Genomic DNA, 14131 nt, shown 5'->3' with positions numbered 1-14131 from the left:
GAGGATGATCGCGTCCTCGTAGTTGTGGCCTTCCCACGGCATGACCGCCACCAGCAGGTTCTTACCCAGCGCCATCTCGCCGTTTTCGGTGCACGGCCCGTCGGCGATGACCTGGCCGGCCTCGACGCGGTCTCCGGCGTCCACAATCGGCGACTGGTTGGCGCAGGTGCCGTGGTTGGAGCGTTCGAACTTGCGCATCCGGTAGGTGTGCCGGGTGCCGTCGTCGGCCATCACGGTGATGTAGTCCGCGGAGACCTCCTCGATCACCCCGGGCTTCTCCGCGACGACGACGTCGCCCGCGTCGATCGCGGCGCGCAGCTCCATGCCGGTGCCCACCAGCGGCGCCTCGCTACGCACCAGCGGAACCGCCTGGCGCTGCATGTTGGCGCCCATCAGGGCACGGTTGGCGTCGTCGTGCTCGAGGAACGGAATCATGGCGGTGGCCACCGACACCATCTGGCGCGGCGACACGTCCATGTAGTCCACCTCGGACGAGGGCACGTACTCGACCTCGCCCGCCTTCCGGCGGACCAGGACACGCGTCTCGGCGAAGCGGCCGTCATCGGCGAGCGGCGAGTTGGCCTGCGCCACGACGTGGCGGTCCTCCTCGTCGGCCGTCAGGTAGTGGATCTCGTCGGAGACCACGCCGTCGACGACCTTGCGGTACGGCGTCTCGATGAACCCGAACGGGTTGACCCGCGCGTACACCGACAGCGAGCCGATCAGCCCGATGTTGGGACCCTCAGGGGTCTCGATCGGGCACATGCGACCGTAGTGCGACGGGTGCACGTCACGGACCTCCAGCCCGGCCCGCTCACGGGACAGACCGCCGGGGCCCAGCGCCGACAGGCGGCGCTTGTGGGTCAGACCCGACAGCGGGTTGTTCTGGTCCATGAACTGCGACAGCTGGCTGGTGCCGAAGAACTCCTTGATCGCGGCGACGACCGGCCGGATGTTGATCAGCGTCTGCGGCGTGATCGCCTCGACGTCCTGGGTGGTCATCCGCTCCCGGACGACCCGCTCCATCCGCGACATACCGACCCGGATCTGGTTCTGGATCAGCTCGCCCACGGTACGCAGACGACGGTTGCCGAAGTGGTCGATGTCGTCGGTCTCCACCGGCACCTCGCTGCCGCCGGGGACCGTCATCGTGGCCTGGCCCTCGTGCAGACGCACCAGGTACTCGATGGTGGCGACGACGTCTTCCTCGGTCAGTGTCGATGACGTGATCGGGTCGCCGACATGCAAACCGAGCTTCTTGTTGACCTTGTAGCGCCCGACACGGGCCAGGTCGTAGCGCTTCTCCTTGAAGAACAGGTTCTCCAGCAGGGTCTGCGCGGACTCCTTGGTCGGCGGCTCGCCCGGACGCAGCTTGCGGTAGATGTCCAGCAACGCCTCGTCGGTGCCGGCGGTGTTGTCCTTCTCCAGCGTCGACATCATGATCTCGGAGAAGCCGAACCGCTCGTGAATCTGCTCGTTGGTCCAGCCCAGCGCCTTGAGCAGCACGGTGACCGGCTGACGACGCTTGCGGTCGATGCGCACACCGACGGTGTCGCGCTTGTCGACGTCGAACTCCAGCCACGCACCGCGGCTCGGAATCACCTTGACGCTGTGCAGCAGCTTCTCGGTGGACTTGTCGATCGACTCGTCGAAGTACACACCGGGCGAACGCACCAGCTGGCTGACGACGACGCGCTCGGTCCCGTTGATGATGAACGTGCCCTTTTCGGTCATCATCGGGAAGTCGCCCATGAACACCGTCTGGCTCTTGATCTCACCGGTGTTGTTGTTGATGAACTCGGCCGTGACGAACAGCGGGGCCGCGTACGTCATGTCCTTGTCTTTGCACTCGTCGACCGGCGCCTTGACCTCATCGAAACGGGGGTCGGAGAACGACAGCGACATGGAGCCGGAGAAGTCCTCGATCGGCGAGAGCTCGTAAAGCACCTCTTCGAGGCCGCCCGTCGGTTCGACGTCGCCGCGACGCGCGGCGGCCTCGCGCCAACGCGGTGACCCGATCAACCACTCGAAAGAGTCGATCTGCACGTCAAGCAGCCCCGGAACCTCCAGGGGTTCACGGAGCTTGGCGAAGGAGACTCGATTGGGCGCTCCGGGTACGGAGCCGTTTAAGGAACTTCCAGCAGAGGAACTTTGTGGGTGATCCGTCTTGCTCTGGCGGAAATCTGCCAAGATGCATCCTTCCAGCACCTCGTGCGACTTACGAGAACCCGGGACCACCGGATCGTTCGCCGCGAATTGTGTCGGTTAGGCCGGCGAACGATCTGTCCATATCTCACGCGCACAACTAAGAGCTAAGCCGCTTGAGGGGGCTCAGGCTTAGACCACGGTGTCAGGTGGCGGGTGAGGTGGGCAGGAAGTAGCCAGCGCAACGTCCAACAATAGCGCAGGCTCGCATATTCCTCAACTGCCCAGCATGTGGTGTCCAGGGACATCGACGCTGGCTGGCATCTCGACTTTCCGCTGGATACATGCTGACCAACAGATTGGCCCGTTTACGGCCCTTCGTCAAGAGGGCGGGCCGCGGAGTTACGCCAAGTTATCGTGAACCATCGGGGTCGCAGAGGTCCTAGTCGCCGAATTCGTGCGACCGGTACTTATGCGTACCTTCGAGGTCATCGAGGATCGCGGCCTGGGCCTCCTTCGGCAGGGTGTGCAGGATTTCGCGCACTCGCGCCTGGCGGCGCGCGACGGCTTTACGCTCCGGCATCCCGGGCGTCGCGGTGATCTGGGGCGGCACGCCCTCGATCTCCTCGACCCCGCCGGCGTGGTGACCCGCGTCGAGCAGAGCCTGCTCTTCGGCCATGGTCGATTCGTCCTTCTCCTCCGACATGCCGATCGGACCGATCCGGCGGCCGTTCAGGAACTGCCGCACGACCGGCTCCTCGCTGGTCAGCAGCACCTCCCGCGGGCCGAACATGACCAGCTTGCGGCGGAACAGCATGCCCATGTTGTCCGGCACCGTGCGCGCGATGTTGATGTTGTGCGTGACGATCAGAACGGTGGCGTCGATCTGGGCGTTGATGTCGAGGATCAGCTGGCTCAGATAGGCGGTGCGGACCGGGTCCAGACCCGAGTCCGGCTCGTCGCAGAGGATGATCTGCGGGTCCATCACGAGGGCGCGGGCCAGGCTGGCGCGCTTGCGCATACCACCGGAGATCTCACCCGGGAACTTCTTCTCGTCGCCGCCCAGACCCACCATGGTCAGCTTCTCCATGACGATGTCACGGATCTCGCCTTCCTTCTTCTTGGTGTGCTCACGCAGCGGGAAGGCGGCGTTGTCGAACAGGTTCATCGAACCGAACAGCGCGCCGTCCTGGAACATCACGCCGAACAGCGTGCGGATCTCGTAGAGCTCCTTGGCCGAACACTGAAGTATGTCGGTGCCGTCGATGACGACCGAGCCGCGCTCGGGCCGCAACAGGCCGATCAGAGACTTCAGGAACACCGATTTGCCGGTACCCGACGGTCCCAGCAGGACGCTGACTTCCCCGGCGGGGACCTCCAACGTCACGTCTTCCCAAATCCTCGAGGATCCAAAGGACTTCGTCAGTCCGCTCACCTCGATAGAGACGCCCATGGGGAATCCTTCCGTAAAAGCTTGTGCCCGCCACCTGCTCTTTTCTGTGGCATGAGTCACTGTAGCGCACGCTCGGGGCGCGGGATCGGCGTTGCGCGGCCCAGCATATAAAAAGTGGCTGACCTGAGATCACACCATGCCGGCTGGGCCGCGCTATTCAACGCGCGTGCCAAAACGCCTGTTAGGCACGTGTTAGCTGGCGGGCGTCCAGTTGCCGTGGAATCCCATCGGTACCCGCTGCGGCAGGTGCACGGTTGCCACCGACTGAAGCGTCTGGGCGTCCAGCAGCAGCAATTGGCCTTCGTCGCGGCCGCGGTGATAGCCGTATCCCATCAGGACGCCGTCGTCCTCGGCGTTGCTCGTGGGGTTGGGGACAAAGGACATCTCGCCGATTAAAAGGTCGCGGTCCAGAGGTGCGACCTCGCTGCCGCCCGTCGCGTAGTCGTGCTTGTACAACTGCGTCGAGGCGTCCGCCGGGCCGCCGGCGAGGTATCCGAAGCCGACCGTGTAGCCGAACCTGTGACGCTTTCCCACCCGGCTTTCGTCGATCCGGGGGAATTCCTGCGGCCTGTCGTCGCGGCGTTCGGTGGCCACGGCGCCGGTGGTCAGATTGATCGTCCAGCGATCAAGGGTAGGCGGGCAATCGCCGGGCCCGTGCCGGTCGCGGTCGAACATGCGCGGGTAGCTCACCAAGTCGAGAATCAGCACCTCGGCGCCGTCCCGTGCCTCGGTGTAGGCGTTGAGCGGGTGGTAGACGTAGCAGGGCTCGATGTCGAACCAGCGCACGTCTTTATTACCGCCTTCGCGCGGCATGACTCCGATGCGCGCCGGGTAGTTCGGATTCCAGGCATACGGCATCCGGTCGGAATGCTTCGGGTCGCGGTTCATCATCGCGCTGATCGGGCTCGGCACCCGGACGCGTCCGATCAGCGACTGCATCACCAGGCGGGCCGGCAGCGACAGCCAGCCCGGCATGTTCCCCGGCAACGTCTGCGAGGCGTCGAAAGTCACCGGTAGGTCGTAGAACACCACGTACTTATCGGTCAGCGAAAAGTCGTGCATCATCGGCGAACCGCTGACCGCGATGTCGACGGTGCGACGGGCCCGGCCCCGGTTGTCGATCACCGAGTACTGCACGGTGCGTCCGCGCGCGAAAGAGTAAGAGACGGCGTGCAATTCGCCGGTCTGGGGGTCGCGGTGCGGATGCGCGGTGTAGCCGCCCGCCAGGGTGCCGTCGAAATCGCAGGTGCCAATCGTGTCCAACTCGTCGGTGAGTTCGAAGTTGGCGATTCCGCCTTCCACCAGCGCCAGGGTGCGCCCGCCGTGGCCCAACACATTGGTGTTGGCGCCCATGCTCAGCATCCCGGCGCGGGGGTTCAGCCGGGCGGGCGCCGCTTCGCCCAGGGTGGCGCACACCGAGAGGCTGCGGACCCAGCGGTTGCGATACCAGCGGGCCTGCCCGCCGCCCAGCGCGACGCCGTGCACCATTCCGTCACCGGTGAACCAGTGGTAGGTGGCCGGGTCGACCTCGGCGGCGGGGTTGGGCCCGTTGCGCAGGTAGCGCCCGTCGAGGTGTTCGGGGATGCGCCCGGTGACGGGCAGGTCGTGGGCGGTCACTTCGGCGCTCACCGGCGCCAGGAAGCCATCAAGATAGGGATTTCTGCGACTCGACGGTCTGGGTGGAGGTCATTCGTCTGCTCTCCTATAACATTGATATGACGTCGTTATCGAGACGTTACGCCGTGGATGGGAAGATGGCAACGATGGCTTCGGAATTGACCACTCAGCGCAAACGCAGCATCCGCGACGACATGCTGGCGGCGGCGGTCGACCTGCTCAACGAGCACGGTCCCGACGAGTTGCAGACCCGCAAGGTCGCCGGCGCGGCGGGAACCTCGACCATGGCGGTGTACACCCATTTCGGAGGGATGCAGGGCCTGATCGCCGAAGTTGCCCAGGAGGGGCTACGGCAGTTCGACGCAGCCCAGCTGGTGCCGCAGACCGACGACCCGGTCGCGGACCTGATCGCGACGGGCGCGGCCTACCGGCGCTATGCCATCGAGCGCCCGCACATGTATCGGCTGATGTTCGGCAGCACGAGCGCACACGGCATCACCGCGCCCGTTCAAGACGTGCTGACGCTGAAGGTGGCGCAGATCGAACAGGACTGCCCGAGCTTCGCGCACGTGGTGCACGGGGTGGACCGATGCATGCGGGCCGGCCGGTTCCCGGCCGCGGGTGCGGCCGACGACGCGACCGTGATCGCTACGGCGGCCCAGTTCTGGTCGCAGATCCACGGGTTCGTGATGCTCGAGCTGGCCGGGTTCTACGGTGATGTCGGCGCGGCAGCTGGTCCGGTGCTCGATTCGATGATGGCGAGACTGCTTGTCGCCCTGGGCGATCCACTCGAGAAGGTGGCGCGGTCGCAGCAGGCGGCGAAGGCCGCGCACTGAATACGACGAAACCCCCGGGAGCCGCGTGGCGGCCCCGGGGGTTCGTGACGTGACTACTTGACGGTGACGGTGGCGCCGGCGGCCTCGAGCTTGGTCTTGGCCTCCTCGGCGGCTTCCTTGGCGACCTTCTCCAGCAGCGGCTTGGGCGCGCCGTCGACCAGGTCCTTGGCCTCTTTGAGGCCCAGGCCGGAGACGATCTCGCGGACCACCTTGATGACGCCGATCTTCTTGTCGCCGGCGGCCTCGAGGATGACGTCGAACTCCGACTGCTCCTCGGCGGCCTCGGCGGGGGCACCACCGGCCGGAGCTCCGGCGGCGGCGACGGCGACCGGAGCGGCCGCGGTGACCTCGAAGGTCTCCTCGAACTTCTTGACGAAGTCGGAGAGCTCCAACAGGGTCATTTCCTTGAACACGTCGAGCAGGTCGTCAGTAGAAATCTTTGCCATGGTGTGGGTCCTTCCTGATTTCGGGTTGGGGTTTATTCGGCTTCGGCCGGGGTCTCGGCCGATTCAGCCGGAGTCTCTGGGGTCGCAGCGGCTTCGGCGGGTGCCGCCTCCGCCTCTGCCGCCGGGGCCGCCGGCGTTTCGGCCGCGGGGGCGGCTTCCGCAGGCTTCTTTTCCTGCAGCGCGGCCAGCAGGCGGGCCATCTGCGAGGCGGGCGCGTTGAAGAGCCCGGCCGCCTTGGCCAGGTTGCCCTTCATCGCGCCGGCCAGCTTGGCGAGCAACACCTCGCGCGATTCCAGGTCGGCGATACGCTCGACCTCGGCGACCGTCAGCGCGCGGCCGTCCATGTAGCCACCCTTGATGACCAGCGCCTTGTGCTCCTTGGCGAAGGTCTTGATGGCCTTGGCGGCGTCGACCGGCTCGCCTGTCACGAACGCGATGGCGGTGGGGCCGACGAACAGCTCGTCGAGCCCCTCGACCCCCGCGTCCGCGGCGGCACGCTTGATGAGCGTGTTCTTGGCCACCGCGTAGCTGGCCGATGGCCGCAGCGAACGGCGCAGCTCGGCCAGGTTCGACACCGTCAGACCGCGGTACTCCGTGATCAGCGTCGCGGTCGACTCCTTGAACTGCTCGGTGATGTCTGCGACGGCGGTGGCCTTGTCAGCTTTGGCCATGCCTACCTCCTGAAGTGAAAGTCGTGTGACTTGTCGTCGGTGATCACCGTTGAACGACGAACGCCCCGGCGCAGGAAGCGGCCGGGGCGTGAAGATTCGCCGGCGCATGCCGGCGGTGTTGCCTCGTCCTCCTGCGTGGGCCGCCGGGATGCTCCCGGACCTTCAACCGATTTCTCGGTGACCGACGGTCTTCGGTGGATCGGCAACCAGAATAGCGTGACCTGTGCCGGTCGACCAAAACGGCGCCTCAGGTGACCGCGATGGCCAGCACCGTGAACACCGCCACCAGAAGCACCGTTCGCAGCTGGTGCAGGCGGTCGAAGCGCGCGGCGACATCACGTGAATGCTCGCCGGTGGCGGGCCACTTGGCGATGCGGTTGCTCAACGGCACCAGCAACGTGACCGTCATCAGCACGATCAGGGCCATCAGCCCCGCCGCGATCCCGAAAAGCCAGTCGCGTGACTCGCCGCGCTCCTCGATGGCGAGCGATCCCAACACCAGCAACGTCACGGCGTACCAGAAGGGCATCAAGGTACCCAGCGTCCGCGCGGCGCGGCCGCGCGCCGCGCGGAAGGCATCGTCGGAAAGCTTGCGGGTGATCGGATTGAAGAAGGCGGCGGCGGCCAGTTCCACACCCGCCATCAGCCCGGTGAGCACAACAGCGAGCGTGTCCATGTTGTGGTCCATGGCAACGACACTCCCATGCGGCCGCTCAGCCGAACTGCGCGAGCCTGGCCGCGCCGATCAGGCCGGCCCCGGCACCGAGGCCCGCGGGCACCACCCGCAGCCCGGCCAGAAAGTCCAGCCCGGCATAGTCGGCCAGCTTCGCCCGCAACGGGTCGAACAGCAGGCGACCGGAGTTGGCGACGCCTCCCCCGATGACGACGAGGTCCAGGTCGCAGACCGCGCCCACCGAGGCGATCGTGGCCGCGAGCGCGGCAGCGCCTCGGTGAAACGCCCGCTCGGCTATCGGGTTTCCCGCCGACGCCGCGGCGGCCAATTCTCGCGCGCCGGCCTCGGGCGTCGCGGACCAACCGTTTTGCCGCGCCCAGCGCACCATCCACGTCCCCGACGCGACGGTCTCCACGCAACCGTGACCGCCACACGTGCACAGGTTGCCGTCCTGTTCGACCACCACGTGTCCGACGTGACCGGCGTTGCCGGTGCGCCCGGCGTAGGGCCGGCCGTCGAGCACCAGCCCGCCGCCGACCCCGGTGGACACCACCATGCCCAGCATGAACCGCGCGCCGCGGCCGGAACCGTGCCAGTGCTCGGCCAGGGCCATGCACACGCCGTCGCCACCCATCGCCACCGGCACCCCGGGCACGGCGGCCGCGACCCTGTCTCGCAGCGGAAAGCGGTCCCAGGCCTCGATGTTGATCGGGCTGACGGTTCCGCTGTGCAGGTCGATGGGCCCGGCCGCGGCGACACCCACAGCGGCGATCGGGGCCTGCGCGGCTCGCACCGCGTCGGCGATCGCGGCAGCGACGGCGGCCCACACGATTTCGGGGTCGGGCGAATGCGGGGTGGGGCGGGTGGCGTTGTACGCCAGCACGCCACCCGAATCGGCAAGCGCGGCAGCGACTTTCGTACCGCCGATGTCCAGGCAGAGGGTGAGCATGGCGATCAGTGCCGGTGGGTGTTGTCGGGTTGACGTGGGTCGCCGGGATGCTCGTAACCCTGCGCGAGCTGCACCAGCTCGGCCCGGCGCGCGTCCAGCCACACCCGGAAGGCGCGTCGCCGCGCGGCGCCCCGCAGGTGCTCCGCGATTGCGGACCGCACCTCGGCCAGCGGTGGGGCCGAAGCCGGTCGCGTCCGCCAGCCGTGGCGATCCGGGCGCGACTGGACGAACCGGAGCGGGTTGCGGGCGTGGTAGTCGGCCACCTCGTCGTCGGCGACGCGCACCGCGGCGGTGACGTCCGCGAACAGTGCCCGCGCGTGTGGGTCGGCCAGCGTCGCCGCGGCCACGCTGCCGATCTCCAGCCGGGCCGTGACGTCGGGCAGCAGCTCGGCCTGCGTCGGCGCACCGAGCCCGGTCAGGCCGCGCGCGGTTGCTTCCGCGGCGACCACCCGTTCGGTCACGATCAGTTGCGTCAGCCAGCGCCGTAGCTGGCGGCCCTCGCTGGTGCCGCGGGCCGGCAGAGCGGCCGCGCCGGGTGCGTTGCGCAGCCGCGCCTCGGCCGCGTCGACCTCGTCCGCCGACACGGGGACGCCGGCGACGGTCGCGACCATATGGACGCTCATGTCACGGTCACCGTCACCGCCGGCGAGTAGACCAGCCGCCCTGCGCAGCCGACCCGGACCAGCGCCCACCACTGGCCGGGCTCCAGCCAGGCCGGCGGGGTCACCCGGAAGCCGAGGTCGACCGTGCCGCCGGCGGGCAGGACCGCGCCCAGCGCCGCGGGACCGATCCACTCCCAGGTGCCCCACGGGCTGATCAGATGCGCCTCCAGCGCCAGGTCGGCCAGGGCGCGGCTGCCGATCGTGACCGTCAGTTCCGCCTCTTCGCCGTGCTCGACCGCGATCTCGGCCGGCCCGTCGACCAGGTGCACCAGCTCGTCGACATCGACGTCCCCCACCGCAACCACGCACACGTCCTCGACCACCTGCCGCCACGCGGCCGGCACGCCTTCGGAGGTGATGCCCAGCTGCGCGCGGATCGGGTACAGCCCGGGTTCGGTGCTCGGCGGGAGGGACACCAGCACCTCGGCCTCGCGGTGCCCGCCGCTGGACAGGGTGAACGGCAGCTCGCCGGGCACGGCCGACCAGCCGTCCGGGCACAGCACCGTCACCGCTCCGTCCAGCGCGGAATCGCTGCAGTCACTGGCCGCCGTCAGGCGCAACGACACCTCGCCGCCCGGCTCGGCGGTCACCAGCGCGGGATGCAGATGGGCGACGGCCGGCAGCCCACCGAGCGGCGCGGGGCCCCGGTTGTGCAGCCAATAGCGCGCGTACAGCGGTTGAGCCGCCTCGGCGTGCGGGGCGAGCGTGGCGGGGCCGGCAATGGTCCGGGGTGCCTCGAGCCGGGCCAGCACGGTCGCCACCTGGTAGCCGTGCAGGTCGATCGAACGGGTGCGCTCGCCCGGCTCTTCCAGCAGATCGGCGCCGCGTAGGCCGGTCGCCTTGCCCACCCCAGAACCGATGGCCACGCGGGTGCCCGCTCCCCTGGTCTCCACCAGCCGCAGCGCCACCGCGGCCGGGTCGACGGACCGGGCGCTCCCCGCGGCCAACGGGTTGCCTGCCGCCTTGGGGGCGCCCAGCTGCACCGCGCCGGCGGGATCGACGTGTAGCAGCGAGCCGACGGCGGGCAGCGTGCCGACGCACGGCCGCGCAGTGACGGCGAGCAGTGGGTGGGAGAACTGCGCGCTGTGGTCCGGGATCGCTGCGTGCCGCCAGTCGCCGTCGCCGGAAACCAGTGCGTAGTCGAAAACGTGTGTCCAGTGCTGCAGTTGAAAGTTCGAGCCGTCGGGCGCGGTGCGGCGCGGTTCGTCGATCCAGATGCCCGAGGGCCAGCCGGTGCAGGAGCGCATCAGCGCGGTGTGCAGGGTGCCTTCGGGGTCGACGGCGAAGCTGGGCACCCCGCGGTTGAGCAGGGCCACGGTCCGGGCTTCGAAGGGCTCGATGCCCGACGGCGCCCGCTGGGCGACAACGATCTCGGCGTCCCCGAGATCGTCGGCCACCGACGCGATCTCCGCCGTCAGGCTTTCCTCGTCGCGGCCTTCGATCACCAACACCGGCAGCGCGTCCAGCGCCCGCAGGTCGGCGTCCGGGACCCATGCCGCGGCCAACGGCTTCGTGGCCGGCACCCACACCCGTGCGTGGCCGGTCCGCGCCAGCTGCCGGTCGAGTTCGGCGGTGTATGCCGGATCGGCGTCTGCCAACACGGCCGCCGCGAAGGCGTTGCTCGCTGGGCCGCCCAGCACGATCCGCACATCGGGCAGGTTCGAGTCGACGTCGAGGTCGCCGTAGCGAGGCTTGTCGGCGCCGCCGCAGGTGGCCGTGACGCCGGCGCGGACCAGCGCAACCATCAGGTCGCGGGCCAGCGCGCCGGACGCCTGTTCGTCGGGCGACACCACCTCGGCCACCGACACTGCGCGCACGTCGTCCCCGACGCGCACCCGCGCCGCCGAGGACAGCCCGAACCAGCCGTAGGCCGGGTTGTCCAGCGTCCACAGGTGGTCCGCGGTGTCCACCGATTCGGGCCCGTCATGCAGCAACGCGAAGCCACGCCCGACGACGGCGTCGCCGGTCTCGCTGACCGGCATGGCGCTCGGCACGGGACACGGCCAGCGCAGCCGCAACAGCTGGTCTTCCCCGGTGAACTCGTCGATGGTGGTGCGGCAGTCCAGCCGCGAAATGCCGTGCCAGAGCGTGAGGGTTTGGGTGTAGCGCAGCAGCGAGCCGATCCGTCCCGTGACGACGAGCCGCCCGCCCAGCGGTCCCGTGTAGGCCTGCACGCGCGCCGGGGATTCCGACGAGCCCACGACCGGCCCCTTGGGCAGCAGGTGCCACGGGCCCTCGCCCTGCGTCGGGTGCGACGGATGCTCGTCATAGACGGCGAGTTCGTTGCCCACAGCGCCGTCGGCGAGCAACTCGCGACCGGCCTGCTGCAGGGACACCACGGCGCCACCGCGCTTCGCGTCGACCTCGACCCGGTAGTGCTCGTTGGCGATCACCTCGCCGGTCGCCGGCTCCCAACCGGCCGCCCTGCCGGCGGGCACCAGCCGATACGCCCGCCAGCCCAGCGACGGCACTTCGCGCGCCAGCCAGGTGACCGACCGTCCGCCGTGCTCGACGTGCGCGGGGACCTCCACGCCGTCGGGGCCGAGCACCCGCATCCCGTCGCCCAGCGGTGTTTCCAACCGCGCGGTGACGACGTCGGTGCGCTGCTGCGCCAGCGAATTCCACACCACGACCGCGCGTTCGGGAGTGTCGACCGCGGCGGACAGCGCCACCAGGGAGTTGTCCCGGGCCGCGCGACCCAGCTCCCACGCGTCGCGCCAGCCGGTCAGCAAGTCGAGGTAGACCTGATCGGACTCGGAGCCGGTGATGGCATCGTGGTGGGCGCCGTAGGCCAGCTGCACCCACGCCTTGGCGAAGGCGGCCTGCGGGTACTCGGCGCCGCTCATCAGCCCGGCGAACACGGCGAAGCGCTCGCCCTCCAACACCGCGTTCTCGGCGGCCCGGTTGGCTTGCTTGGTGTCGATGTACGACACGTCCTTGCCGGTGTAGATCGGGTTCATGTCGCGCGTCTGCGGCGACGCCACGGTGCCGCGCTGCGCCAACTCGGCGCGCACCGCCGCGAAGAACTCGCGCGGAAGGGCGCAGACGAAGCGGGGCCAGGTGTAGCGGGCGGCCCAGTCGCGATGGATGGCGGTGACCCACTTGTTCGGCGGCGTGTAGTCGGTGCCGACGGGCAGCAGCACGTTGCGGGTCAGCGCGACCCTCTTGAGCTGATCGAACGACGCGTAGGTGGCGTCCTCGGCCTCGCTCAGCGTCGTCGACGAGTCCATCCACCAGCCCGCCGAATAGTGCGCGGGCATGTAGTGGGTGAGCAGGCCGCGGCCCGACGGCGAGATCCATTCGAACTCGCTGCAGAACTGCATGCGCTCGACGTCCCCGCCCTGGGCCGGGCCCCACTGATGATGCGGACCGCGGGCCCACGAACTCGATGTCAGGCCGGCGTCGGCGGCCATCCCGGGAAACTGCGGGTCGTGGCCGAACACGTCCAGCTGCCACGCGGTGGCCGGGTCGGCACCGAGCACGTCACGTTGAAAACCTATGCCGTGCACCAGGTTTCGGATGGTCGTCTCGGGGCTGGTGAGGTTCGTGTTGGGTTCGTTGTAGGTGCCGCCCATCACCTCGACGCGGCCCTCGGCGAGGAACCGGCGCAGGTCGGCGCGGTCCTTGGGGCGGGTGTCCCAGTACGGCTTGAGGTAATCCACCTCGGCCAACACGAACTTGTACTCGGGCTCGCGGCGCGCCATCTCCAGATGCGCGTGCACGAGCTCGAAGCCGTTCGTCTGCCGGGCCCTTCCCGGCGGGTCCTCTGTCCATTCGCTGGTGTAGGCGCCTTGCGTGTTCCACCACACAGGGTCGTAGTGGAAGTGACTGACCATATACATGGTCCAGCCGGGCTCGGCCACGACGAAGTCGAACGTCGCATCAGCGGCGCCGGCGTGCACCCGCGCGGCGCGCCGCTCACCGACGACCGGGCGCTGCACCCGCACTCCGATCTCGACGACCCCGTCGCCCGGCCCGGCGACGGCCTCGCCGTCCAGGCCGTCGCCCTCGATGCGGATCGTCGTCGCCTTGGCGCATTCGGCGACGTCGACGCGCGCCAATTGCAGCGGAGCGTCCGTCGGCCCGGTGAACAGTTCGGTCGACTGAGCCGAAATTATTCGCATGCCGAATCCAGCTGCATGCCCGCACTTTACGGTGGCTATACCGCAACCGAAAGGATTGCCCATGCCAGCCCTTGCCCCGCCCGTGGCCGACGAACGCAGCGCGCTGCGCGAGTACCTGGCCTACCACCAGAGCGCCTACTTCGCGGTGTCCTACGGCCTCACCGACGAGCAGGCCCGGTCCACGCCGTCGGCCAGCGCGCTGTCGATCGGCGGGCTGGTCAAACACGTCACCGCCATGCAGCGCAACTGGATGGCACGGGTCGCGGCCGCTCCGGACCAACCGCCCAAGGACCCCCGGCCGTTCGACGAGATAGCGAAGGAATTCGGCGATCAGCACGTGATGCGGCCCGACGAGACGCTGGCCGGGCTGCTGGCAGCCTTCGAGGCGGAGAACGCCACGTCGCTGCGCCTGGTGGAAACCGCGGACCTGGACGCCGCGGTGCCGGTGCCGACCGAGATTCCATGGTTTCCGAAAAATCTGGACGCGTGGTCGGTGCGCTGGGTGATCCTGCACGTGATCAACGAGTTGGCCCGGCACTCGGGGCACGCCGACAT

At 68.7% G+C, this 14131-nt stretch carries 10 protein-coding genes and 1 pseudogene; 2 read left to right on the top strand and 9 right to left on the bottom strand.

All coding sequences use genetic code 11. The features are described from left to right. The 3 genes and pseudogenes from JOZ00_RS14830 to JOZ00_RS14820 all read right to left on the bottom strand — a co-directional run. The coding region (locus JOZ00_RS14830) for a DNA-directed RNA polymerase subunit beta (protein WP_293344754.1) at nt 1–2190 on the bottom strand (2190 nt) is incomplete at its 3' end. Nucleotides 2191–2587: 397 nt separating this feature from the next. Further along, nucleotides 2588–3598, bottom strand: coding sequence for an ATP-binding cassette domain-containing protein (locus JOZ00_RS14825; protein WP_293344752.1), 1011 nt, complete (start codon nt 3596–3598; stop codon nt 2588–2590). A 192-nt stretch (nt 3599–3790) separates the two neighbouring features. Then, nucleotides 3791–5288, bottom strand: a pseudogene (locus JOZ00_RS14820) (carotenoid oxygenase family protein). Nucleotides 5289–5373: 85 nt separating this feature from the next. Here JOZ00_RS14820 and JOZ00_RS14815 point away from each other — a divergent pair. Then, a complete protein-coding gene (locus tag JOZ00_RS14815) occupies nt 5374–6051 on the top strand; it encodes a TetR/AcrR family transcriptional regulator (RefSeq protein ID WP_293344759.1) in 678 nt (225 codons plus the stop codon). A gap of 53 nt (nt 6052–6104) precedes the next feature. Here the strand turns inward: JOZ00_RS14815 and rplL are convergent, their stop codons facing one another. The 6 genes from rplL to JOZ00_RS14785 all read right to left on the bottom strand — a co-directional run bounded on the left by rplL (nt 6105) and on the right by JOZ00_RS14785 (nt 13576). Further along, nucleotides 6105–6497 carry a 50S ribosomal protein L7/L12 gene (rplL, locus tag JOZ00_RS14810; protein ID WP_293344750.1) on the bottom strand — a complete coding sequence of 131 codons (393 nt, stop codon included), beginning with the start codon at nt 6495–6497 and terminating at the stop codon, nt 6105–6107. A 32-nt stretch (nt 6498–6529) separates the two neighbouring features. After that, a complete protein-coding gene (rplJ, locus tag JOZ00_RS14805; RefSeq protein WP_293344748.1) occupies nt 6530–7168 on the bottom strand; it encodes a 50S ribosomal protein L10 in 639 nt (212 codons plus the stop codon). A 247-nt stretch (nt 7169–7415) separates the two neighbouring features. Next, nucleotides 7416–7856, bottom strand: coding sequence for a DUF1772 domain-containing protein (locus tag JOZ00_RS14800; protein ID WP_366022324.1), 441 nt, complete (start codon nt 7854–7856; stop codon nt 7416–7418). Between the two features lie 25 nt (nt 7857–7881). Next, entirely contained in the window at nt 7882–8790 is a 909-nt protein-coding gene (locus JOZ00_RS14795) for an ROK family protein (RefSeq protein WP_293344744.1), read from the bottom strand. Nucleotides 8791–8795: 5 nt separating this feature from the next. Continuing rightward, nucleotides 8796–9413, bottom strand: coding sequence for a malonyl CoA-ACP transacylase (locus tag JOZ00_RS14790; protein ID WP_293344742.1), 618 nt, complete (start codon nt 9411–9413; stop codon nt 8796–8798). Next, on the bottom strand, nt 9410–13576 hold the full coding sequence (locus JOZ00_RS14785; RefSeq protein WP_293344740.1) for an NEW3 domain-containing protein: 4167 nt from the start codon (nt 13574–13576) through the stop codon (nt 9410–9412). The genes JOZ00_RS14790 and JOZ00_RS14785 overlap by 4 nt, the downstream gene beginning before the upstream one ends. A gap of 82 nt (nt 13577–13658) precedes the next feature. On the opposite strand from JOZ00_RS14785, the gene JOZ00_RS14780 reads away from it, so the two are divergent. Further along, the coding region (locus JOZ00_RS14780; protein WP_293344757.1) for a DinB family protein at nt 13659–14131 on the top strand (473 nt) is incomplete at its 3' end.

This window comes from Mycobacterium sp. (assembly GCF_019243155.1).
GTDB lineage: Bacteria > Actinomycetota > Actinomycetes > Mycobacteriales > Mycobacteriaceae > Mycobacterium.
Note: the sequence above shows the minus strand (reverse complement) of the source record. Positions and strands in the feature narration are given on the sequence as shown.

Coding starts and splice junctions, on each gene's coding strand:
- JOZ00_RS14785 (WP_293344740.1), bottom strand. CDS start 13,576: ATGCGAATAATTTCGGCTCAGTCGACCGAACTGTTCACCGGGCCGACG.
- JOZ00_RS14790 (WP_293344742.1), bottom strand. CDS start 9,413: ATGAGCGTCCATATGGTCGCGACCGTCGCCGGCGTCCCCGTGTCGGCG.
- JOZ00_RS14795 (WP_293344744.1), bottom strand. CDS start 8,790: ATGCTCACCCTCTGCCTGGACATCGGCGGTACGAAAGTCGCTGCCGCG.
- rplL (WP_293344750.1), bottom strand. CDS start 6,497: ATGGCAAAGATTTCTACTGACGACCTGCTCGACGTGTTCAAGGAAATG.
- JOZ00_RS14800 (WP_366022324.1), bottom strand. CDS start 7,856: ATGGACCACAACATGGACACGCTCGCTGTTGTGCTCACCGGGCTGATG.
- JOZ00_RS14825 (WP_293344752.1), bottom strand. CDS start 3,598: ATGGGCGTCTCTATCGAGGTGAGCGGACTGACGAAGTCCTTTGGATCC.
- rplJ (WP_293344748.1), bottom strand. CDS start 7,168: ATGGCCAAAGCTGACAAGGCCACCGCCGTCGCAGACATCACCGAGCAG.